Below are 22,380 nucleotides of genomic sequence, written 5' to 3'. Positions count from 1 at the left end.
CGGGTTCGCACAGCATCGCGACGCGTGATCCGGGACGGACCCCGGCCGCGACCAGTCGGCGGCTCAGGGCCGAAGCGAGAGCGACCAGCTCACCGTACGAAACAGAACCCTGCGGATCCTGCACCGCAGTCTTCTCGGGCTCGTCGACAGCCAGTGCCCGTACACGCTCCACCACCCCGGCGTATGTCTCGTCGATCACGGTGGCGTTCCATCCCGCGCGCAGCGCGGCCGACTCCTCCGGCAGCAGGATGTCGAGCTGGTCGACGACTGCGTCCGGCCCCGCCTCGGCCAGCGTCCCCAGCCAGCCGAACAGGCGGCGCTGGTGGAGTTCGAGCTCCTGCTGCGTGTAGCGCGAGGGGTTCGCGTCGAGGCGTACCGCGTAGCCGTCCTCGGCCGAGTCGAGATAGATGATCTGCATGTCCTCGACCGGCCCGGTCGACAGATTGTGCAGGAGTCCGGCGCACTCGCCGAACGCGTAGTCGAAGCCCGATTCGAGGACGTTGACGGTCGGCCCGAGCGAGCGTCCCGCGTCTCCGGTGAAGCCGAGGTCGCGACGGATCCGGTCACCCCGGTAGTTCTGGTGGCGCAGAGTGGCGCGCAGCTCGCCCGCGCTGTCGCGCAGGAAGTCCCCGACCGTACGGCCGGGCAGCACCCGTACGGGATGCGGCACGAAGTTGGCGCGCATCCCCGGAACGGCGCGGGCGGCAGCCGTGGCACGGGCCGGCACCGCGAGGGTGAGCAGGGCGCGGTCCACGCCGGCCGCCCGCTGGACGTACGCGCCGGTCGCGGCGATCAGCAGCGTCTGCCAGGTGATGCGGGAGTCCCAGGCCAGTGCCCGCAGCCGCTCGACCGCGGCCGCGGGCAGTACAGCCTCGCACCGCAGCGAACTGCGGGCAGGCCCGCCGGGGCGCGGCGAGAGGCTCACCGGCTCGGGCTGCTCCTCGAAGCGGCCCCGCCAGAACTCCTGCTCCTTGGCGTACTTGGCGGTCGCGGCGTACGAGGCCTCGTCCTCGGTGAGCGTATGCGGATCGGGGAAGGCGCCCCCGTCGTCCGGGTCCGCGTACAGCGCGGCGAGCCGGTTGTAGATGAGGACGCGGCTGAACCCGTCGACCAGGATGTGGTTGACCCGGATGTAGAACAGCAGGTGGTCCGGGCCGAGCCGCAGGAGTACCGAACGCAGTGTGCCCGCGGTCAGGTCCGGTGGCGTGAGCAGATCCTGGCGCATGAACGCCTCGGCGGCGTCGCGCGGTTGCGGCTCCTGGGACAGGTCGAGCGTCTCGACGGGGAAGTCCCCGACGGCGGCGAGCTCCTGGCGCGGCTCGCCGTCGAGCTCGGTGAACAGGGCACGAAGGGTGCCGGCCTCCCACAGCACCCCCTGCCACGCGGCCGTGAACCGGGCGGTGTCCAGGGGGCCGCGCAGCTCCAGGAAGTCGCCCATGGTGAAGACGGGGTTGCCCGGGTCGGCCTGCTGCCCGTACCACATCTCGCGCTGAGCCTCGGAGAGCGGCAGCTGCCGGGCGGGGGGTGCGGGGATCATGACTGCACTGCTCCAGTGGGAAGTTCGGACGATTCGATGCCGTACACGTCACGCACCCAGCTCGGCTGGTAGACGGTGTCGACGTAGCGCTCGCCCAGGTCCGGGGCGATGGCGACCGCCGTGACGTTCTGGCTCGGACGGTGCTCGGCGAGCCAGCGCAGCGCACCGCTCACCACCGTCCCGGTGGAGCCGCCGAAGAGGAATCCCCCGCGCGCCAGGGTGTTGCAGGCACGCACGGTGTCGACCTCGGGGACGTGCACGACGTCGTCGACGTACGAGGTGTCGAGCAGCGCGGGCCGTACCCCCGTGCCGAGTCCGGGGATCATGCGCGTGCCCTCCGGGCCGCCGAAGGTCACGGAGCCGACGCTGTCGACCGCGACGACCGTCACCGGCCTCGGCAGCTCCTTGAAGTAGCGGGCGCAGCCCATCAGGGTGCCCGTGGTGCCGGCGCCGATGAACAGCAGCTCCAGGTCGGGGAACTGCTTCTCGATCTGCGGGGCGGTGGTGCGGTAGTGCGCCCGCCAGTTGTCCGGGTTGGCGTGCTGGTTCAGCCACACGACCCGCGGGCTGCGGGCGAGCAGCGACCGTACGTACTCGAGCCGCGCCGCCAGGAACCCGCCTTCCGCGGCGGGCTCCGTGACGGTGTGCACCTCACTGCCGAGCGACTCGATGAGCTTGCGCGTCGCGAGGTTGGTCCGCGAGTCGACCACGCAGATGAAGTGGTAGCCCTTGGCCGCGGCGATCACGCTGAGCGCGACCCCGAGATTGCCGGACGAGGACTCCACCAGCGTCGAGCCCTTGGTGAGCCGTCCGCTGCGCTCAGCCGCCTCGATCATGCTCGCCGCAGCTTTGAGCTTGATGGAACCGGCGAAATTGAACCCTTCGCATTTGAGGTGCAGCGGATACCCGTACATCTCCCGGAGATCTACGTAGAGATCCTCGGTGTTGAATTCGTGCGGTGCCGAGATAACCGGCATGATCCCCCCATCAAGACAAGGCTATCGCGTGGCCGATGTGCGGTACACACGCAGGCTCAGAGGTATGAGAATGGCGATGAGCAGCCCGATGCTGGCCAGCGAGACAATCACCGGATGCTCCACCGGGAAACTTCCGGATGCGGCGACGTCGGTATTTCCCCACAGTTGCCGGCAGGCCTCCGACACCGCACTGACGGGATTCCACTCGGCGAGGACCTGCAGCCAGCCCGGAAGCCCGGTCAGCGGCATGAACGAGCTGGAGAGGAAGGAGAACAGGACCAGGAGCAGGGCGGCCACGCCGCTGATCGCCTCAAGGTTGCGCATCACCATGCCGAGGAGCGCGCCGACCCAGAGCATGGCGTAGGCAAAGGCGAGCAGCAGCAGGAAGCCGGCCGCGGTCTCGGCGACCGACCCGTGCACACGCCAGCCGATGGCGAGCCCGGTGACGGCCACGAGCACGATGCTCAGGGCCGCGGCGGCGAGATCGGCGAGCGTATGGCTGACGAGGACGGTGGCCCGGCCCATCGGCAGTGAGCGGAACCGGTCGATCAGCCCCTTCTCCAGGTCGCCGGCCACACCGATCGCGGTGATGCCGATGCAGGAGAGTCCGATCTGCGCGAACACCCCGGCCATGATGTATTCGCGGTAACTGCCGCCGGTGTTCTTCACCTCGACGACGGTCGCGAAGAGATAGCCCAGGATCACGACCATCGCGACGGGCGTCAGCGCCACACCGATGATCTTCTCCGGGGTGCGCCGCAGATGGCGCAGATGCCGGCCGGTGAGGGCCGCGACGTCACCGCCGTGGGCAAGCACCGAGCTCATAGGGACGCCTCCGCTTTCGCTGCGCCGGGGTGCGAGGCCGGCGCGCCAGTCGGCTCGCCGGTCAGATGGAAGAAGACGTCGTCGAGCGAGGGCCGCCGCAGGGCGAACTCCTCGACGGTGACGCCCGCGTATTCGAGCGCGGTCGCGGCGGACGCCAGCGCGCCCATCCCGTCCGGCAGCTGTACGTGGAGGGTGCGCTGCCGCTCGTCCAGCTGCGGCGGGCCAACCGCGAGCGGCGCGAGGACGGAGGCGGCCTGCGCGAGCGCGGCCGCGTCGGCGACGGCAACCTCCAGGCGCTCGCCCCCGACCTTCCGCTTCAGCTCGTCGGAAGTGCCCTCGGCGATCACCCGGCCCCGGTCGACGACCAGGATCCGGTCCGCGAGGAAGTCGGCCTCCTCCAGGTACTGGGTGGTCAGCAGGACCGTGACGCCCTGGTCGACCTGGTCCTGCACCATCCGCCACAGCGTGGCCCGGCTGGCCGGGTCGAGTCCGGTGGTGGGCTCGTCGAGGAACAGCACCTCGGGCGACGAGATCAGGCTCGCGGCCAGGTCGAGGCGGCGCCGCATGCCGCCCGAGTACTCCTTGGCGGGCTTGTCCGCAGCGGCCTCCAGCTCGAACTGCGCGAGGAGTTCGGCGGCGCGAACCCCTGCGCCCCTGCGGCCGAGCCGCAGCAGCCTGCCGAGCAGGATGAGGTTCTCGCGGCCGGTGAGGAGCTCGTCGACGGCGGCGTACTGCCCGGCGAGACCTATCCGGCGGCGCACTTCGCGCCGCTGCCGCACGATGTCGAAGCCCGCGACGCGAGCCGTGCCGGCGTCGGGTTCGAGCAGGGTGGCGAGCATGCGGACCGTGGTGGTCTTGCCCGCGCCGTTGGGCCCGAGCAGACCGAGCACCGTGCCCGCTTCGACCGACAGGTCCACGCCGTCCAGGGCGCGGTGGCTGCCGTACTGTTTCGTCAGGCCGGCGACCTCGATCGCGGTGTTCACGGAATCCCCCCTTTCCTGTCCCAAGTGAATTGGCAAAACATTTGGCTGGTTCCCGATTGGGGAGTTGTTCGGTGGGCAGGCATGCTGCGGGTTGCGTGGTGACTACAACGCAGTCCTTCTCGCCCCGTAACTCCCTACGAGAAGGAACCTAACTGGCGACTTGGCCGGATCGCGTCGTTCCCGGTGGCCACAGACTGCCGCGGCAGCATGCTGCCGACGCCGGTTTTTCCTGCGCGCTGGCAGGATGCTGCAGCCGCATTGAGCTGACATGCCGAGGAGGGGGTTCGTCGGCACCGAATATCTACAGTGAGAGACGTCGCTCATGAACGCTTACCGCAGACGTCCCACTGGGAGAGGCAATGGCAAGGCAACGAAATCTGGCGGCTTCACTGGGAGCCTGGAGCGCCCGGCACCGCAAGACCGCACTTTTCGGATGGCTCTTCGCCGTCATCGCGCTCACAGTCCTCGGAGGTCTGACGGGGCAGAAGAGCCTGACCGAGGCCGACTACGGCACGGGGGAGTCGGGCCGCGCCGCCCGGGTCCTCGTCGACGCCGGCATCAAGACCCCGGCGCCCGAGATGATCCTCGTCCACAGCGACCGACTGGCCGCTGAGGACCCCGAGTTCAAGAAGGCCGTCGCCGCCGCGATCGCGGCCGTGGACGGCACCGGCCTCGCGCAGAACATCGGCGACCCGTACGAGACCGGCGCCTTCTCCGAGGACAAGCACGACGCGCTGGTCCAGTTCGCGGTGAAGGGCGACCCGGACACGGCCGCCGACCGCATCCAGCCCGTCGTCGACGCGCTGGCCAAGGCGGACGAGGCACACACGGACGTCACGTTCGGCCAGTACGGCGCCGCCAGCGGACTCAAGGGCATCAACGACTCGCTCGGCGAGGACTTCACCCGCGCCGAGTTCACCGCCGTGCCCGTCGCGCTCGGCATCCTGCTCGTCGTGTTCGGCGCGCTCCTGTCCGCCGTCCTGCCGCTGGTTCTCGCGATCACCGCGTGCGTCGCCGCCATGGGCCTGCTCGCGCTCTCCAGCCAGCTGGTCCCGGTCGACGCGATGACCAACTCGGTGCTGCTCCTGATGGGCCTCGCCGTCGGCGTCGACTACTGCCTCTTCTACCTCCGCCGCGAGCGCGAGGAGCGCGCCGCCGGCCGCGACAGGGAGAGCGCGCTGCGCATCGCCGCCGCGACCTCCGGCCGCTCGGTGCTGATCTCCGGTCTGACCGTGGCCGTCGCCATGGCCGGCATGTTCCTCTCCGGCCTCACGGTCTTCGAGGGCTTCGCCATCGCCACGATCGAGGTCGTCCTGATCGCGGTGCTCGGCTCCATGACGGTGCTGCCCGCCGTGATGGCGATGCTCGGCGACAAGATCGACGCCGGCCGGATCCCGGGCCTGCGCCGCAAGACGCGTGTACGCACCGTGGGCGAGAAGCCGGGCCGGCTGCTCGGCGCCGTCCTGAAGGCGCCCGCCCTGTCCGCCGTCCTCGGGTTCGCGTTCCTGCTCGCTCTCGCCGCGCCCGCGCTGTCCATGAAGACCGAGAAGCTGGGCTTCGACCAGCTGCTGCCCGCCGACAACGTCACCGCGCAGACCGCCCGGCGGATCGAGAAGGCCTTCCCCGGCGCCCCGGCACCGGCCCAGATCGTCTTCAAGACCGGGAACGTCACCTCGGCCGAGGCCACCGGCGCCATCGCCTCCTTCAAGGAGCAGGCACTCGCCTCCGGCCACGTCAAGAACCCCATCGAGATGACCGTCCACAAGGACGAGAACATCGCGGTCATCAACGCGCCTCTCGCCGGTGACGGCCGCAACGCGACCTCGGTCCGCGCCCTGGAGCAACTGCGCGATGTGATCATCCCGGCCACCCTGGAGAAGGACGGATCCAACCAGGCGCCCGTGGGTGGCGACCTCGCGTTCTCGACCGACTACAACGACCAGCTCAAGTCGTCGATCCTGCCCGTCTTCGCCTTCGTGATGGGCATCAGCTTCCTGCTGATGCTGCTCTGCTTCCGTTCGCCGGTCATCGCGATCACCTCGATCATCCTCAACCTCCTGTCGGTGGCCGCCGCCTACGGGGTGATGACCGCGGTCTTCCAGAAGGGCTGGGGCGACGAGCTGGTCGGCACGACGGCCGTCGGCGCGATCGAGTCCTGGATGCCGCTGTTCGTCTTCGTCGTCCTGTTCGGCCTGTCGATGGACTACCACGTCTTCGTGGTGTCCCGGATCCGTGAGGCCTACGACCAGGGTGTGGGCAACCGGGCGGCCGTCGCCCACGGCGTCCGCTCCACCGCCGGGGTCGTCACCAGCGCCGGCCTGATCATGGTGGCCGTCTTCGCGGTCTTCGGCACCTTGTCCATGCAGGACTTCAAGCAGCTGGGCGTGGGTCTGGCCATCGCGGTCCTCCTCGACGCCACGCTTGTCCGCGCCGTCCTGCTGCCCGCCGTGATGGTGCTGCTCGGCCGGTCCAACTGGTGGCTGCCCTCCTGGCTCAAGTGGCTGCCCGAGCTCTCGCACGGTGCGGACGAGCCGGCTCCGGTACGGCAGCACGCCGCCCCCGCCGGGCACCGGCGGACCGAGCCGTCCCAGCACACCCTCGCCGGCCGCTGAGCGGCCGGAGGCCCTCACCCCCCGCATCCGCTCACGATTGGCAAGGATCCTTCTCCATGTACGAGTTCAGCGTCATCGGCGGCAAGACCGCACGGGAGATCATCTCGGCCTCCCGGCAGGACATCGTCGACGTCGTCCGCGACACCTACCTCGCCCACGAGGCGGGCGACTCGGTGAACCCCGACAGCTACTTCCTCCGCTTCCCCGAGAAGCCCGACGCCCGCATCATCGCGCTTCCCGCGCACCTGGGCGCCGGCGCCGACATCTCCGGGATCAAGTGGATCAGCAGCTTCCCGGCGAACATCGAGCGGGGCATCCCGCGTGCGTCGGCGGCCCTGCTGCTCAATGACCACGAGACCGGTTACCCCTTCGCATGCCTGGAGGCCTCGCAGATCAGCGCCGCCCGTACGGCCGCTTCGGCGGTGCTCGCCGCGGAGCAGCTGACCGGCGGGCGCACCGCGGGAAAGCTGGCGGTCGTCGGCGCGGGCATCATCGCGCGCAACATCCTGGAGTTCTTCACGTCCCGTGACTGGCAGTTCGGTTCGGTCACGGTGCACGACAAGAGCGAGGAGTACGGCTCCGCGCTCGCCGCCCACACCGCGAACGTGCTCGGCTACCCCGCCGACACGGAGCACGACCTCGCCGCGGCCCTCGCCGGCGCCGACGTGGTGGTCCTCGCGACGACCGCCGCCGAGCCGTACATCCTCGACCCGGAGGCCTTCGCACCCGGTCAGACCGTGCTCAACATCTCGCTGCGGGACATCGGCCCGGAGCTGATCGAGGGCGCGTACAACATCCTCGACGACGTCGAGCACTGCATGAAGGCCAACACCTCGCCGCATCTCGCGGAACAGAAGTACGGTGACCGGCACTTCGTCACCGGCACGCTCGCCCAGTTCATCAAGGGCGAGGTGACCACCGGCGGCGACAAGCCGGTGATCTTCTCACCGTTCGGCCTGGGCGTCCTCGACCTGGCGGTCGGCCTGCACGTCTTCCGCGCGGCACGGGCCTCGGGCGGGGCCGTGGAGATCGCGGACTTCTTCGGCGAGACGACCCGCTGGTAGTCGCCGGTCCCAACGAACGCGGCCCGGGCAGGAGGAGCTCCTGCCCGGGCCGCCCCACGTCCGACGGAGGAACGATCGTGACCCCTATGCCGTGGGGCAGCCGCCCCCGGGGCCGACCCCTTCGGATCCTGCCGGTCCCGGCAGGATCCGAGAGGGACGGCCTAACCCACCAGCCGGTACGAGGCGCACACCCCGAGGAAGATCAGTGCGGCCAGCGTGCTGCACGAGTAGTGGAGCCGGCCGGACAGGTGCCACCAGCGCCGCCGCCAGGAAAGGAACGCGCACACGACCATGGCGCCCGTGGTCGCGAGCGCGATGCCGGTCAGAGCCGGCACCGCGGTCAGGAGCGGCGAGTCACCCACGATGATCGTGCGGTTGAGGGCATTGGGGTCGGCGGACAGCAGCAGGAAGCAGACCGTCGCCGCGGTGATCAGCGCGCCGGACGTCCACAGCAGCAGCTTGGCGGCGCGCGCCCCGGCCGTCGCACCCGGCGAGCGGCGGCGCACCAGGGCGAGCACCGGCAGCGCGAGCACCGTCAGGGCGAGGAACGCGAGCGAGCCGAGCAGCACCCGCTGGTGCAGCGTGGGGGAGAGGTACCAGGGCAGCAGCTCGTACGCGACGGAGACCTCCGAGGCTACGGAGAGGCGACCGTCACGGAAGGCGATCCGGTCCTGGCCGCCCTCCTCCTGGAAGAGCCCCGGGCTCAGCTGCACCCAGTGGCGCTCGGTCACGTCCGGGTCGCGCGACAGCCCTGTGGTGGTCAGCGTCGCCCCGTCGCCCGCGCTCACCCGTACCGAACCGGTCAGCGCGCTGACCCGGGTCAGCTCCGAGGAACTGGTGCGCGTGGAGCGGTAGTCGCCCTCGTACTGCCCGACATCGGCGAGCGAGGTGGAGCGCTGCGCGGTGACGGGCCCACCGAAGTGGTCGGCGACGAGGTCGGCCAGCTCCTGCCCCGCGTGGATGGCGCGCCCGTTCTCGCCGTCGCCGTTGTAGACGACGTACACCGCGGCGTTCCGTTCGGGCAGCAGTGCCAGATTGCCGTGGAATCCGGGCAGGTCGCCGTCCTTGACCAGCATCCGCTGTCCGCCGCGGACGCGCTCCTCGAGGATGTAACCAAGGCCGGGCAGCCGGTCGTCGTTGCCGAACTGCCGTGCCAGCAGGGCGGAGTCGGAGCGTTCGCTCAGGATCGGACCGCCGCCGCCGAGCAGGGCGCGCAGCAGCTCCCCCATGTCCGCCGCCGTGGTGACGGCGCCGGCGCCGGTCGGGGACCAGTCGCCGTACTGACCGTCCTGGACGCGCTGGTGCCCACCGTCCGGGCGGTGGCCGCGTGCGAGGCCCTCCTCGATCGCGGGGGCGTGCGGCTGCGCGAAGCTCGTCCGGTCCATGCCGAGGGGCCGCAGGATCGACTGGTCCACGTACGCGGCGAAGGGGGTGCCCGTCACCGTCTCGACGAGGTGACCGGCGAGCGCCACACCGTAGTTGTCGTAGCTGGCGACCTCGCCCGGCGGGCGCACCCGGCGCGGCTGGTGGTCGGCGAGGCTCTCGCCGAGCGGGCGCACGTCCTCGGGCCGGGTGGCGGCCCGCCCGATGATGTTGTTGTCGAAACCCGCCGTGTGCGTGAGGAGATCGCGTACGGTCACCGGGTGTCCCGGATACGTGTCCTTCACCTTGAAGGAGGTGAGGTAGCGGTTGACGTCGGATCCCAGGTCGAGACGTCCCCGCTCGACCTGCTGAAGGACCGCGATCGCCGTGAACAGCTTGGCGTCGGAGGCCATGAAGAAGCCGGTGCTCCGGGGGTCCACCGGTGTCCCCGAGGTGGCGTCCGCGACGCCGTACCCCTGGGTGAGGACCGGCTTGCCGTTCTCGACGACCACCACGGACGCGCCGGGGATGCGGTAGTCGGTGAGCTGCCGGCGCACGAGGGTGTCGACCGCACCCGACAGCCCTGGCAGTTCGGACGGCCCGGCCGCGGAGCGGGCCCCCGTCCGGTGTGCCGGCCCCGCGGAGGCGGCGCTGGTGCCACCCGCCAGGAGCAGCAGGACACACAGCGGAAGGAGCAGGAGCCGCAGTCGCAGTCGCATCGTCATGTATACAGTCAAGTCGCCACGACAGCGCCGAAAAAGACACCTCGGTGGCGTCCGAGGGGGGACCTAGGTACACCACCGCACACGGCACACACGTCCCGTGTGTGCCGGGCCGGCACCGAGAAGACTAGGGACATCACCACGGCAGCGAGCCGTGTGCAGAGGGGAATGGGACGATCGTGAACAACCTGGATGTACGTACTGGCTTCCGCGCCCTCGGCAGAGGGCTGCCCGTTCTCTTCCTCGCGATCGGGGAACTCGTCCTGTTCTGCCTCTTCGTGACGGCGGTCTCCCTGATCGGCATCGGCCTCGGCGTCCTGCTCGTCCCGGCGCTCGCCGTCGCCGTACGGGCCGTGGTGAACAACTCCCGCAGGACCGCCGCACGGTGGTCGGGCCGCGCGGTCGAGGAGCCGTACCTTCCCGCGCCGGCCGCCGAGCCGGGTCTGAAGGGGCAGTGGCAGCGCACGCACTGGGTGCTGACCGACCCGGCGACCTGGCGGGACCTGGCGTGGATGCTGGTCAACCCGGTGGTGGGGGTGGTGCTCGCGCTGTCGCCGCTCGTCCTCGTCGTCGGCGGACTCGGCGGCATGCTGATGCCGGCGATCTACCGGCCCATCGCCGACGCCGGCGAGAACTACTACCTGTGGGTCGAGATCAGCGACCTGACCTCCGCCTGGTACGCCGCCGCCCTCGGCCTCGTGACCCTGCTCGCCGGTCTCGCCGCCGGCCCCGCGCTGCTGCGCGCCCATGCCTCCCTGGCCCGCACGCTGCTCACCCCGAACCGCACCGCCGAGCGCGTCCGCCGCCTCACCGACAGCCGCAGCGACGCGGTCAACAGTTCCGCAGCCGAACTGCGCCGCATCGAGCGGGACCTGCACGACGGCGCGCAGGCCCGTCTGGTGGCCCTCGGGATGAACCTCGGCGTCGCGGAGCAGCTGCTCGCCAAGGACCCGGAGGCCGTACGAGCGATCCTGGCCGACACCCGCAAGGCCTCTGCCGCCGCGCTGACCGAGCTGCGCGACCTCGTCCGCGGCATCCACCCGCCGGTGCTCGCCGACCGGGGCCTCGCCGACGCGGTGCGCGCCCTGGCCCTGGACAGCCCGCTCGACGTCACCGTCAACGCCGACCTGACCGGCCGGCTGGAGGCGCCCGTCGAGTCCGCGATGTACTTCGCGGTCGCCGAAGCCCTCACCAACGCCGCCAAGCACGCCTCGCCGACGACCGTGAGCATCGACCTCTGGCACGAGGGCGGCGCGCTGCGCAGCCAGGTCATCGACGACGGCCAGGGCGGCGCGGACCCCTCGCGCGGCACCGGACTGCGCGGCATCGAGCGCCGCCTGGCCGCTTTCGACGGGCTCCTCGCGATCAACAGCAAGCCGGGCGGACCGACCACCCTCACCATGGAGCTGCCGTGCGCGTTGTCCTAGCCGAGGACCTGTTCCTGCTGCGGGACGGTTTGGTCCGCCTGCTGGAGTCGTACGACTTCGAGGTGGTCGCCGCCGTGGACAACGGGCCCGGACTGCTCCAGGCCCTCCTCGACCACAAGCCGGACGTCGCCGTCGTCGACGTCCGGCTCCCGCCGACGTTCACCGACGAGGGACTGCGGGCCGCCCTCGAGGCCCGGCGCCAGGTCCCCGGCCTGCCGGTCCTGGTCCTCTCCCAGTACGTGGAGCAGCTCTACGCCCGCGAACTCCTCGCCGACGGCAGCGGGGGTATCGGCTACCTGCTCAAGGACAGGGTCTTCGACCCCGACGGCTTCGTGGACGCGGTACGCCGGGTCGCGTCCGGCGGCACCGCCATGGACCCCGACGTCGTCGCCAAGCTCTTCGCCAAGGAACTCCACCGCGACGGCCCCCTCTCCCGCCTCACCCCGCGCGAGCGCGAGGTGCTCGGCCTGATGGCCGAGGGCCGCTCGAACGCCGCGATCGCCCAGGAGCTGGTGATCACCGAACGCGCGGTCATCAAGCACACGTCGAACATCTTCGCCAAGCTCGACCTGCCCCCGTCGGACGCGGACAACCGGAGGGTGCTCGCGGTCATCGCGTACCTCAAGTGAGACGGCGGCCGCCCAGGGCTTCCGAGCCGCCGGGGTACGTCCAGCCGGAGCCGCGCGTTGGTGCGTATCGGCATAAAGTGGGTGTAAAGGTACTCCAGGTGGTCCGGGAGGCGTGATGTCCGTACATCCCGACGCGGCACCGCAGCGCGCGCAGCATGACCCCGAGGACACGCTCAAGCAGCTCGGGAGCTCCTGGCACTGGGCGCTCGGCGTCGCTCTCGCGACCCTGATCCCCGGCATCCTCGTGCTCGTCTGGCCCGACGAGACGCTGCACGTCCTGGCCGTGATCATCGGCTTGCAGCTCCTGGTGGCGGGCGGGTTCCGCTTCGTCGCCGCCTTCTCGCACAGCAACGACGCCGGCGGCAGCAGACTGGCGAGCGTACTGATCGCGATCCTGGCCTTCCTGGCCGGCGTCCTCGTGCTGCGGCACCCCATGCAGACGATCGGCGCACTGTCCCTGATCATCGGCGTGTTCTGGCTGATCACCGGAGTGCTCACGGCCTACGTCGCGATCGCCGACCGGCTCCTCGTCCACCGGGGGCTGCTCTTCGGCCTGGGCGCCCTCGGCGCGGTCGCCGGGATCGTCGTGCTCTGCTTCCCGGTGGATTCCGCGGTCGCCCTGACGCGGCTGCTCGGACTGTGGCTCGTCCTGCTCGGCGTGTTCGAGGTCGTGATGGCCCTGGTGATGCGTTCCGCCACCCGCCGGGTCGCCGCTTCGAGATGACGGGCCACGCCGGCCGCACCCATTGCCTTGCGGCGCAAGGTAGTCCCTGACTATCTTGTGCCGCATGACAAAGGAGCCGCCGGCGACCGGTGACCAACGGCGCAGCCAGCTCCTGCGCGGAGTGCTCGACCTCTGCCTGCTGTCCCTGATCGCCGAACGACCCAGGTACGGCTTCGAGTTCGCCGAGGCGCTCGCCGCCGGCGGCCTGGAACTGGTCAGCGACGGCAGCATCTATCCGCTGCTCGCCAGGATGGAGCGGGCGGGGCTCATCTCCTCGTACCGCGCCCCGTCGCCGAGCGGCGGCGCCCCGCGCAAGTACTACCGGCTGACCGACGCAGGGCACGCCGAGCTCGGCCGCGGCCGGGCCGACTGGCTCGCCTTCGCCGGACCGGTGGGCCGGATCCTGACCGCCACCACGCCATCCACGGGGGAGAACACGGCATGACGAACGCGCAGATACTCGCCGCCTGCCGCAGCAACTGGGAGTACCGCGGGATCGACGACGCGTCCATGCGCGAGATGCTCGACGAGCTCTCCGCGCACCTGGAGGACGCGGAGGCCGCCGGCCGCACCGCACAGGACGTCGTCGGCGGGAACGTACGCACCTTCGCCGCGGCCTGGGCCCGGGCGCGCACCCCGCTCCCGCGCCGCATGCTGCGCTCCGCGTCCATCGGCTGCTATTTCGCCGGCTGGGTCCTGCTGATCCCGTACCTGACCCGGTGGACCACGCAGCTGGACGTGACCCCCGGCAACCTCGCCTTCTGGGTGGTCCTCGCCGCGGTCACCATCGCCTGGAAGCTGCGCCGGGGCAGCCTCGGCTTCCGGCGGAGCTGGGCAGTGGCCCTCTTCGTCGCGCTCCCCGCGGGGATCCTCGTCGACCGGCTGGCCGGTGACGGGCCGCTGTTCACGCTGCCCCTGTGGGCGCCGCCGCTCCTGCTGCTGCCCGGGCTCCCGTACGCCGTCGCCGACCTGCGGGCCCGGAGGAGCGGCGCCGCCTGAAGCGCGCGCCGGGTCAGAGGCCGCGCACCGAGGCCACCGTGAAGGTGGTCGGGGTGCCCGTACCGGGGTTCATGGGGCCGCCCTTGTCGAACTGTGAGCGGACCACCAGGGTGCGTCCCGGTACGTGCGCCAGCGTCGTGGGGATCTGCAGGGACGGGTCCGTGATCGTACGGGTCAGCCCGGCCCGGGTGCCGTCCGCGCAGAGCTGCCACCGGGTCAGCGTGTTGGTGACGTTGTGCGCCACGCGCAGGGTGCCGTCCGGGGCGAGGTCGAGGCCGTCGGCGTCCTTCAGGTCCCCGCCGGTGAGGGCGACGCGGCGGACGGCGCCGGTCCGCAGGTCGACGCGGTAGAGGTCGCCCGCCGTCATGTCGACGGTGAGGAGGTAGCGGCCCGCCCGGTCGGAGGTGATGCCGTTGAGGCTGAAGGTGCCGGCCGGACGGGGGCGCAGGGCCGGGGCGAGGTCGTAGGCCTCGGTCAGGACGCCGCTGCCGGCGGCCAGTTGCCGCGGGGTCACGCGGTAGATCACGCCCCGGATGCTGTCCGTCAGGTACGCGGTGCCGTCCGGCGTGATGGTCAGGTCGTTCACGAAGCGGGCGGAGGCCCCCGCGGCCACCTCGAAGTGGGCCAGCCGGGTCCCGGTCGCGGTGTCGTACACGGCCACGCCCGCGGTGGAGTCCGTGACCCACAGCCGGCCGAGCGCGTCGACCCGCAGGCCGTTGGCCGTGCGGCGGCCGTCGGTACCGGAGGGCAGGAACACCTCGGCCTCGGCCCGGCCCGGCCGGGCCCGGTAGACCGTGCCGTCCGCGTACGAGCCGACGTAGACCGTGCGCGTGCGGGGGTCCGCGGCTATGCCCTCCGGGTAGACCTTCGCCCCGGGCAGGGAGAAGGCGGTGGATATCCGGGCGTCGCCCGACGCGCCCCCCGTCCCGGCCAGGGCCGGGGCCGGAGCCGCCGCACCGAGGGCGAGCGCCCCGGCCAGGGCCGCCACCAGGAACGACTTCTTCGCAGCCGCCTTGTTGGCCGTCTTCGTCGCCGTCTTCGTCGCCGTCTTCGTCTTCGTCGTCTTCATGGCCGTCTCCACCGTCTCCACCGTCCTCCGCGACACCGCATGGCTCACCGGATGTCCTCTACTGATCAAGTGAAAGCGAATGTATGTTAGAGCTCTAATGCATGCAAGGGTCGTAGGATGCCGTCATGACCTCCATGGCCCCCGAGGAGCGCATCGGCTCTCACGTCAAGCGCGCCGAGCAGGCACTCCTCGCGGCGAAGAACGCGGCCTGCAAGCCGGCCGCAGTAACGGTTCCGCAGTACGCCGCGCTGCTCTGGCTCGCCGAGAAGCCCGGCATCTCGGCCGCCGCGCTCGCGCGCCTGTGCGGGGTGACCCCGCCGACCATGAACACCGTGCTGAAGAACCTCCAGGAGCGCGGGCTCATCGAGCGGACCCCGCACGAGTGGCACCGCAACGTGCTGGAGACCCGGCTCACCGTCGAAGGGCGCGCGGTCATGGAACTCGCGGACGCGGGCGCGGTCCGGGTGGAGCGGGCGCTCGCCGCCGCCTTCACCGGGGAGGAGCGGGCACAGCTCATCGAGCTGCTCGGGCGGTGCGCGGAGGTGCTCGACGCCCAGCGGTGAGTCCCCGCCCGCACGCCTCCCCCATGTTTTTGCTCGAATTTGGAACTGTGCGGGTGGTTTGCTCATCAGGACTTAGGGGAGACCAGCCGTTCTGCCCTCGGGGGCAGTCAAGACCGTTCGGAGCGAAGTTCGTGCACCAGTACCCGCAGCGCCCGCGGCCTGACGACCAGCCGTCGTACCAGGACCACCCGCCCCAGGGGCATGGCGGTCACGACCAGCAGTACCCGCAGTACCGGCAGGAGCAGCCGTACCAGGGGGGGTACGGCCGGCCCCCGTACGGCGAGCCGCCCGCCCCCGCCGGGTACCCGCACGACACCGAGCCCCCGCGGCCCGGGCGGTCCCGGCGCCGAATATGGATCAGCGCCGTGGTTGCCGTCGCGCTGCTCCTCGGCGGCGGCGGGTTCGCCGCCTGGAAGCTCGACTGGTTCTCGGGCAACGGCGAGGCCGTGACCTTCGGCAAGAACCCGCCCCCGGCCGCAGGCACGTCGGAGGCGGGCACACCGGCCGCCGAGGCCAAGCCCTCAGGCGACCCCGACGTGCTGATGCCGACCGGACCGAAGTCGGACTTCAAGCAGACCACCAAGCTCGACGACGGCACGATCATCGCGAAGACCCGCCTCACGGGTGCGAAGTCCGGCTTCGAGGGCGATGTGTGGGTGTGGGCGCCCAAGCAGTACGACGACCCGAAGTACGCGAAGAGCGGCTTCCCGGTGCTCATCGCGCTGCCCGGCGGCAACGGCTTCCCGAACAACTACTGGTCCGACCGCAGCCTGGGCCTGCAGAAGGCCATCAGCGAGGGCGCCCAGGCCGGCACCAGCCTGCCGTTCATCGTGATCATGCCGGTGCTCAACCCGGACGCGAAGTACTACTACGACGGCTCCGACATTCCCGGCCAGGCCAAGATGGGGACGTGGATGGCCGAGGACGTCCCGGACTTCGCCAAGGCCAACTTCCGCACCTACAAGTCCCGTGACGGCTGGGCCTTCATGGGCTCGTCCTCGGGTGCGTTCGTCGGTATGAAGACGGTCCTCCAGCACCCGGACAAGTTCAAGGCCGTCATCGCCAGCGGCGGCGAGATCGTCCCCGACTCCCCGCTGTGGAAGGGGCACCAGGCGGAGATGGACGCGAACAACCCGGAGAAGCTCGCCCAGAAGCTGATCGACACCAAGGGCCCCGAGGTCTACATCAACTTCCAGATCGGCACCAAGGAGTCCGGGAAGGAGCGGATGACGAAGTTCCAGCAGCAGTACGGCAAGGGGCCGATCAAGATGACCATCCGCGACATCCAGAACGGCGAGCACAACGGCTGGCACTACGTCCGGGGCATGAAGGAAGGCTCCCTGGAGTGGATCAGCAAGGTCCTGAAGGCGCCGAAGCCCGAGGCGGGGTGATCGGGGGCGGGGTTCCAGCCCCCTCGGCCCCCCACACCGGACCGGTGGTTGCCCACCCGCCTCGACGGCCGTGACCGGCCCGGCCGGAAGCGCGAGGCGGCGGGCACGACAAAGCGCGGAGCCCTCGGCGGGCCGGGGCCGGCAGCACGCGGGGAGGCGTGGGGGAGCGGTGCCTCGGCGGGCCGGGGTCGGCGGCGCGCGGGGTGGTGGTGTGGGGCGGTGTTTCGGTGGGGCGGCATCAGTGACGTGCTGGGGGTTTCCCGTCCGTCCTATCGTCTTCCGTGTCGGGCCGGTCCCTCAAGGGCGCTCCTTCGTCGCGTCGCTTCGCGATGTCGCTGCGCTCCACCCTTGACCGCCCGTCCCGCCCCGGAAAATCGAGGACAGCCGGGAAGCCCCCAGAAGAACGGGCCGGGGGAGAAGACACCATCGGGGCGTCGGAGAGGCCCGGGCAGAGCCCGCGCGCCTCAGATCGCTACACGGTCCTGCCCGACGGCGTCCGCAGGCCTCTTGGGCTGGACATAAGCTGCCATCGATCGTCACGTGCTTCTCCGAGACGGCGTCCGCCCCTTGTTCGGGGCGGGGAAGGGCGGATTCGAGGGACGGGAGGGCCCGTCCATCGGCCCAGCCGATGCCAACCCCCATCAAGACCAAGGCAAGGTCACAACCACACGCCCAAACAAGGGCAATTGGTGCAAATGGAAGCCCCTTTGGGGTCCCTGCCCGCCCAGACCTGGATGGGCATCGCCTCAGCCGTCATCTGACGCCTTTCCTCCCCCCCCAAAAAAACTGCCCGCAGACGCCGTCCAAGGCGGGCGCATCAGAGCGTCTGCGGCTTATGACCAGCCCCAGACGGTCTGCAGTCGCGTGATCCAGAAGCACGTACCGATCTGAGGCGGCCTATGCCCAGCCACAGAGGCCCGCAGACGCCGTCCGGCAGGACCGCGTAGCGATCTGAGGCGTCCCCCCGACCACCCCGCGCCTCGCTGATGTGCCCGTCCCTCTGTCTCTCCCCCGGCCCGTTCTTCTGGGGGCTTCCCGGCTGTCCTCGATTTTCCGGGGCGGGACGGGCGGTCAAGGGTGGAGCGCAGCGACATCGCGAAGCGACGCGAGGAACGAGCGCCCTTGAGGGACCGGCCCGACACGGAAGACGATAGGACGGACGGGAAACCCCCAGCACAACTGTGATGCCGCCCCGCTCAGACACCGCCCACCCGAAGCCCCCGCGCCGCTGTCCACTTCGCCCCGGCTCGGTCGCCCCGGGACGGCCGCCTCGGCCGCCTTGCCCCGCCGTCGGCCGGAACCTCGCCCCGCTCCGCCGTCTGCCCCGCGCCCGCCCGCACCCCGCTCCGCCGTCTGCCCCGCGCCCGCCCGCACCCCGCTCCGCCGTTTGCCCGCGCCCGCCCGCACCCCGCTCCGCCGTCTGCCTCGCGCCCGCCCGCCGCTCGAACCTCGACCCGCCTCACCCCCCCGCCCCCGCGCCCCCGCGCCCCGCGTGGTGCTCGACACGTCACTGCCGTCCCAGGCAACCCGTACCGTCGTTCATACCTCTGTAAAGGGTGTAAGGGGGACCGATCGGTCCGGCCCGCGCTCCGAGGTGAGCGCCGGAGAAGGAACGGGACAACAACCGTGCAGCATGACCAGCAAGGCGACGGCAGCCCCATGACCACGGGCCGCCGCCGCCCCCACCGCCTGCGCCTGCTTCTGATCAGCGGCGGTCTCGCGCTCACCCTCGCCGGGGGCGCGGCAGCGTACAAGTTCGGCCTCTTCTCGGACATAGGGGATCCGGTCTCCTTCGGCAAGGTCCAGGAGAAGACGGCCACCGCCTCCGAGGCCCTGCCGGAGGTGCTCATGCCCACCGGCCCGGCGGCCTCGTTCGTCCGCACCAGCCGGCTGCCCGACGGCACCCAGATCGGCAAGGCCACCCTCACGGGCAAGAAGTCCGGCTTCACGGGTGACGTGTGGGTGTGGGTGCCGAAGGAGTACGACGACCCGAAGTACGCCAAGAGCGGCTTCCCGGTCCTGATCTCCCTGCCCGGCGGCCGCGGCTACCCCACGAACTACTGGGGGACCGGCCCGGGCCTCGGCCTCCAGCAGGCGGTCAGCGACGGGGCCGCGTCGGGCAAGAGCCTGCCCTTCATCCTGATCATGCCGGTGACCAACGCGGACACCAAGCACCACTTCGACGGATCGGACATCCCCGGCCAGCCCAAGATGGGCACCTGGATGGCCGATGACGTCCCCGATTTCGCGAAGGCCAATTTCCGCACCTTCACCTCCCGCGACGGGTGGGCCTTCATGGGCTCCTCGGCCGGCGGATTCAACGGGTTCAAGCAGCTCCTGAAGTACCCCGACCGGTTCAAGGCGGCCATCGCGAGCGGGACCGACATCGTCCCCGACTCCCCGCTCTGGAACGGGAACACGCAGGCCATGGACCAGAACAACCCGGAGAAGCTCGCCGCGAAGCTGATCGACACGGGCGGCCCCGAGGTCTACATCAACTTCCAGATCGGCACCAAGGAGACCGGTCGCGAGCAGGCCGAGAAGTTCATGAAGGAGTACGGCAAGGGCCCCGTGCACACCTCGCTCCAAGTGATCCAGGATGGTGAGCACAACGGAAAGTCGTACGTGCGCGGCATGAGGGAGGGCTCCCTGGAGTGGATCAGCAAGGTGATGAAGGGACCGACACCCGATCCCGGCGTGCGATGAGCACGGTGGTGAAGGGGGCATCGGCGGCCGCCGCCGCGGGCATCGCGGCGGTGTGCGCCATGGCCTTCATGAAGGCGCCCGGCGAGCGGCCGGTGCTCCCCTTCCCCACCGTCGGAGTGCTCATGGCGGGCGGCGAGCACTGGTGCACCGCGAGCGTCGTCGACAGCCCGAAGGGCAATGTCGTCGCCACCGCCGCGCACTGCGTCGCCCCCGCCGGCGAGGACGGACAGCCGGGTGAGGTGGCACACGACGGCCTGGCCATCGGCGAGCTCTCCTTCGCCCCGGCCTTCTCCGGCGAGGGCGACGGCACCCAGCCGCTGGGCGTGTGGAAGGTCAAGGCGATCCACGTGGACGACCGCTGGAGCAAGTGGGGCGAGGACACCGCCGACTTCGCCTTCCTCACCATCGAGCCGGACGAGGACGGGCGCAGCGTCCAGGAGGCCGTCGGCGGTCGCACCGAGGCGCCCAGGCCCGAATGGACCTCCGGCTACGAGCGGGACGTCACCGTCGTCGGCTACCCGGAGTCCGAGCACAACCCGGAGAACAGGCCCGTCTCGTGCACGACGCAGACCCGTCACGACGATGACGACCCGGACATGCTCTACATGAGCTGTGCGGGTTTCTGGACGGGTACGAGCGGCAGTCCCTGGATCGCCGACCGGGGCGGGGCGGATCCCGCCGGGCACCTGATCGGGGTGCTGAGCGGCGGCGACACCGACGTGGACTCAACGGCCGCGCTGTTCGACGAGCGTGCGAAGGCGCTGTACGAGCGGGCCGCCCGGGACTGAGCGTCCCGTCCCGCCTCCTTCTCCGCAGCCCCCCGCCCCCGCCACCGCCCCCGCCCCGCTACCGCTTCCTGCGCTCCGTGCTGACGATCACGACCACCGCCGCCACGACGATCGCGCCGCCGACCAGGATCGGCCAGGTCAGGGCCTCGTCGAGGATCAGCGCGCCGAGGGCTACGGCGACGACCGGGTTGACGTACGCGTACGTGGCCACCAGGGACAGCGGCGCGGCCTGCAGCAGCCACACGTACGCGGTGAAACCGACGAGTGAGCCGAAGACGACCAGGTAGCCCAGGGCCAGCCAGGAGGCGGTGGAGAAGGCGGCCGGGTCCAGGCCGCGGTGCTCGCCGCGCAGTAGGCCGACGACCACGCCCGCGATCCCGCCGGCGAGCATCTGGTAGGCGCTGCCCGTGAAGGGATTGCCGGGCAGCGACAGCTTCGAGGCGGAGAAGGAACCCAGCGACCACAGCACCGACGCCACCACCACCAGCAGCACGCCCGACAACCGCACGGTGCCGCTCAGTCCGGGGCTGGTCAGCACCGCGAGCCCGGCGAGGCCGACGAGCACCCCGGCCAGGGTGCGGGCCGGGGGCCGGTCGCCGGTGGCCGTTCGCAGCACCACCACCCACATGGGCACCGCGGCCACCAGCAGTGCGGCCAGGCCGGACGGCACGGAGGTCTCGGCGAGCACGACCAAGCCGTTGCCGCCGAGGATCAGCAGCAGGCCGACCAGGATCGCCGAGCCGAGCTGCGCACGGGTGGCCCGGAGCGCGGCCGGCCCGTGGCGCCAGGCGACGATGGCGGCCAGCAGCAGGCCTGCGGTGATGAAACGGGCCCCGGCGGAGAGGAAGGGCGGCATCGTCTCGACGACGATCCGGATGCCGAGGTAGGTCGAGCCCCACACGACGTAGACGAGGGCCAGCGCGGTCCAGACCGCTCCGGTGATCCTGCCGTGCGAGGTGGCTGCGGCTCTGCCGTCCACCGGGGTTGAGGTGCTCATGCCCGGATCCTATGGTCGTTGGCCCATGCAGGCATCTGGGTGTCTCAGCCCTTGAGCAGGTTGTTCAGCTCGCCGTACGGGAGCGAGCGCGCGAGCGATCCGTAGGTCCCGTCGGTGACCAGCTCCTCGGCGGCGCGGCGGACGAGCGCGTACGCGGCTTCGGCCACCCACGAGTCGAGGCTGACGCGGGAGACGCCGAGGGCGCCGAGGGCGGCGACGGTCGGGGCGTCGGGGCCGAGGAGGATGTTGAGGGGGGCGTCGATGCCCTTGGCCAGCTCGGCCACGACGGCCGGGTCGAGGACGCCGGGCACGAAGACGCCGGTGGCTCCCGCCCGGAGGTAGGCGGTGGCGCGGGCGAGGGTCTCGTCGAGGCGGTCGGCGGGCTCGCCCAGGCCCTTGAGGAAGGTGTCGATCCGGGCGTTGATGTAGAGCGGGACCCCGGCGGCGTCGGCCGCGGCGCGGGCGGCCGCCAGGCGCTCGGCCTGCTCGGCGGGGGCGCGGGTGCCGTCCTCGATGTTGATCCCGACCGCGCCTGCGGCGACGACCCCCGCGACGGTCTCGCCGACGGCGGCCGGGTCGGCGCCGAAGCCGCCCTCGATGTCGGCGGTGACCGGCACGGACACGGCGGCGGTCACGCGGGCGATCAGGTCGAGGGCGCGGTCGCGGGCGAGCGCGTCGCCGTCCGGGGAGCCGAGGGACCACGCGACGCCCGCGCTGGTGGTGGCGACGGCGGGGGCGCCGGTGGCCTCCACGATGCGGGCGCTCGCGACGTCCCAGGCGTTCGCCAGGGCGAGCGGGGCGGCGGGGGTGTGCAGCGCGGCGAAGGCGGTGGCTTTGGCGGCGAGGCCGATGTGGGTGCTCATGCCGTCAGTTGACCAGATGGGGTGGGGCGGGGGCTCGCGGATTTCCGACCTCTGCCTTTGCGCTGCGCGGGCTCGGCGGATTCGGGGCCTGCCGGTGCGTTGCCGGGTGCGGCCCCCGTTGCGGGGGGCTCTGCCCCCGGAC

The 22,380-nt window shown here is 71.1% G+C and carries 20 protein-coding genes; 11 read left to right on the top strand and 9 right to left on the bottom strand.

The features are described from left to right. The 4 genes from E6U81_RS29120 to E6U81_RS29105 all read right to left on the bottom strand — a co-directional run. Positions 1-1,537, bottom strand: a 1,537-nt coding sequence (locus E6U81_RS29120; RefSeq protein ID WP_240804068.1) for a condensation domain-containing protein, incomplete at its 3' end; no start/stop codon positions are given. After that, on the bottom strand, positions 1,534-2,514 hold the full coding sequence (gene sbnA / locus E6U81_RS29115) for a 2,3-diaminopropionate biosynthesis protein SbnA (RefSeq protein WP_136233022.1): 981 nt from the start codon (positions 2,512-2,514) through the stop codon (positions 1,534-1,536). The genes E6U81_RS29120 and sbnA, both read right to left, overlap by 4 nt. Before the next feature lie 21 nt (positions 2,515-2,535). Next, positions 2,536-3,339: an ABC transporter permease gene (locus E6U81_RS29110; RefSeq protein WP_136233021.1), complete on the bottom strand. Its 804-nt coding sequence runs from the start codon at positions 3,337-3,339 to the stop codon at positions 2,536-2,538. Then, positions 3,336-4,322: an ATP-binding cassette domain-containing protein gene (locus tag E6U81_RS29105; protein ID WP_136233020.1), complete on the bottom strand. Its 987-nt coding sequence runs from the start codon at positions 4,320-4,322 to the stop codon at positions 3,336-3,338. The genes E6U81_RS29110 and E6U81_RS29105 overlap by 4 nt, the downstream gene beginning before the upstream one ends. A gap of 359 nt (positions 4,323-4,681) precedes the next feature. Here E6U81_RS29105 and E6U81_RS29100 point away from each other — a divergent pair, with 359 nt between their 5' ends. Further along, positions 4,682-6,934 (top strand): MMPL family transporter, encoded by a 2,253-nt coding sequence (locus tag E6U81_RS29100; RefSeq protein WP_136233019.1) that lies wholly within the window; start codon positions 4,682-4,684, stop codon positions 6,932-6,934. 56 nt (positions 6,935-6,990) lie between these two features. Next, positions 6,991-7,998, top strand: a complete 1,008-nt coding sequence (gene sbnB, locus E6U81_RS29095; RefSeq protein WP_136233018.1) for a 2,3-diaminopropionate biosynthesis protein SbnB — start codon at positions 6,991-6,993, stop codon at positions 7,996-7,998. A 161-nt stretch (positions 7,999-8,159) separates the two neighbouring features. On the opposite strand, the gene E6U81_RS29090 is transcribed toward sbnB, so the two are convergent. Further along, positions 8,160-10,085, bottom strand: a complete 1,926-nt coding sequence (locus E6U81_RS29090; protein ID WP_136233017.1) for a serine hydrolase domain-containing protein — start codon at positions 10,083-10,085, stop codon at positions 8,160-8,162. A 176-nt stretch (positions 10,086-10,261) separates the two neighbouring features. Here E6U81_RS29090 and E6U81_RS29085 point away from each other — a divergent pair, with 176 nt between their 5' ends. The 5 genes from E6U81_RS29085 to E6U81_RS29065 all read left to right on the top strand — a co-directional run bounded on the left by E6U81_RS29085 (position 10,262) and on the right by E6U81_RS29065 (position 13,861). Continuing rightward, on the top strand, positions 10,262-11,509 hold the full coding sequence (locus tag E6U81_RS29085) for a sensor histidine kinase (protein WP_240804067.1): 1,248 nt from the start codon (positions 10,262-10,264) through the stop codon (positions 11,507-11,509). Then, the gene (locus E6U81_RS29080) at positions 11,494-12,138 is read left to right on the top strand and encodes a response regulator transcription factor (protein WP_136233016.1); all 645 of its coding nucleotides are present in this window, start codon (positions 11,494-11,496) and stop codon (positions 12,136-12,138) included. Before E6U81_RS29085 ends, E6U81_RS29080 begins: the two co-directional genes overlap by 16 nt. A gap of 115 nt (positions 12,139-12,253) precedes the next feature. Further along, complete coding sequence (locus E6U81_RS29075; RefSeq protein WP_136233015.1) at positions 12,254-12,862, top strand: DUF308 domain-containing protein; 609 nt, start codon at positions 12,254-12,256, stop codon at positions 12,860-12,862. Between the two features lie 64 nt (positions 12,863-12,926). After that, positions 12,927-13,307, top strand: coding sequence for a PadR family transcriptional regulator (locus E6U81_RS29070; RefSeq protein ID WP_136233014.1), 381 nt, complete (start codon positions 12,927-12,929; stop codon positions 13,305-13,307). After that, positions 13,304-13,861: a hypothetical protein gene (locus E6U81_RS29065; RefSeq protein WP_136233013.1), complete on the top strand. Its 558-nt coding sequence runs from the start codon at positions 13,304-13,306 to the stop codon at positions 13,859-13,861. Before E6U81_RS29070 ends, E6U81_RS29065 begins: the two co-directional genes overlap by 4 nt. Before the next feature lie 13 nt (positions 13,862-13,874). Here the strand turns inward: E6U81_RS29065 and E6U81_RS29060 are convergent, their stop codons facing one another. Then, the gene (locus E6U81_RS29060; protein ID WP_136233012.1) at positions 13,875-14,930 is read right to left on the bottom strand and encodes an SMP-30/gluconolactonase/LRE family protein; all 1,056 of its coding nucleotides are present in this window, start codon (positions 14,928-14,930) and stop codon (positions 13,875-13,877) included. A gap of 125 nt (positions 14,931-15,055) precedes the next feature. On the opposite strand from E6U81_RS29060, the gene E6U81_RS29055 reads away from it, so the two are divergent. After that, the gene (locus tag E6U81_RS29055; protein WP_206310038.1) at positions 15,056-15,493 is read left to right on the top strand and encodes a MarR family transcriptional regulator; all 438 of its coding nucleotides are present in this window, start codon (positions 15,056-15,058) and stop codon (positions 15,491-15,493) included. A 107-nt stretch (positions 15,494-15,600) separates the two neighbouring features. Here the strand turns inward: E6U81_RS29055 and E6U81_RS40065 are convergent, their stop codons facing one another. After that, the gene (locus E6U81_RS40065) at positions 15,601-15,804 is read right to left on the bottom strand and encodes a hypothetical protein (RefSeq protein ID WP_168714762.1); all 204 of its coding nucleotides are present in this window, start codon (positions 15,802-15,804) and stop codon (positions 15,601-15,603) included. A gap of 45 nt (positions 15,805-15,849) precedes the next feature. Between E6U81_RS40065 and E6U81_RS29050 the strand changes: the two genes are divergently transcribed. The 3 genes from E6U81_RS29050 (at position 15,850) to E6U81_RS29040 (ending at position 20,378) form a co-directional block, all read left to right on the top strand. Next, the gene (locus E6U81_RS29050; protein WP_240804072.1) at positions 15,850-16,884 is read left to right on the top strand and encodes an alpha/beta hydrolase-fold protein; all 1,035 of its coding nucleotides are present in this window, start codon (positions 15,850-15,852) and stop codon (positions 16,882-16,884) included. Positions 16,885-18,510: 1,626 nt separating this feature from the next. Beyond that, complete coding sequence (locus E6U81_RS29045; protein ID WP_136233011.1) at positions 18,511-19,590, top strand: alpha/beta hydrolase-fold protein; 1,080 nt, start codon at positions 18,511-18,513, stop codon at positions 19,588-19,590. Further along, the gene (locus tag E6U81_RS29040) at positions 19,587-20,378 is read left to right on the top strand and encodes a trypsin-like peptidase domain-containing protein (protein WP_136233010.1); all 792 of its coding nucleotides are present in this window, start codon (positions 19,587-19,589) and stop codon (positions 20,376-20,378) included. The genes E6U81_RS29045 and E6U81_RS29040 overlap by 4 nt, the downstream gene beginning before the upstream one ends. 58 nt (positions 20,379-20,436) lie before the next feature. Here the strand turns inward: E6U81_RS29040 and E6U81_RS29035 are convergent, their stop codons facing one another. Beyond that, positions 20,437-21,375, bottom strand: coding sequence for an EamA family transporter (locus tag E6U81_RS29035; protein ID WP_136233009.1), 939 nt, complete (start codon positions 21,373-21,375; stop codon positions 20,437-20,439). A 44-nt stretch (positions 21,376-21,419) separates the two neighbouring features. Further along, positions 21,420-22,238: an isocitrate lyase/phosphoenolpyruvate mutase family protein gene (locus tag E6U81_RS29030; protein ID WP_136233008.1), complete on the bottom strand. Its 819-nt coding sequence runs from the start codon at positions 22,236-22,238 to the stop codon at positions 21,420-21,422. Positions 22,239-22,380 lie beyond the last annotated feature (142 nt).

This window comes from Streptomyces sp. A0592 (assembly GCF_004795115.1).
Lineage (GTDB): Bacteria > Actinomycetota > Actinomycetes > Streptomycetales > Streptomycetaceae > Streptomyces > Streptomyces erythrochromogenes.
Note: the sequence above shows the minus strand (reverse complement) of the source record. Positions and strands in the feature narration are given on the sequence as shown.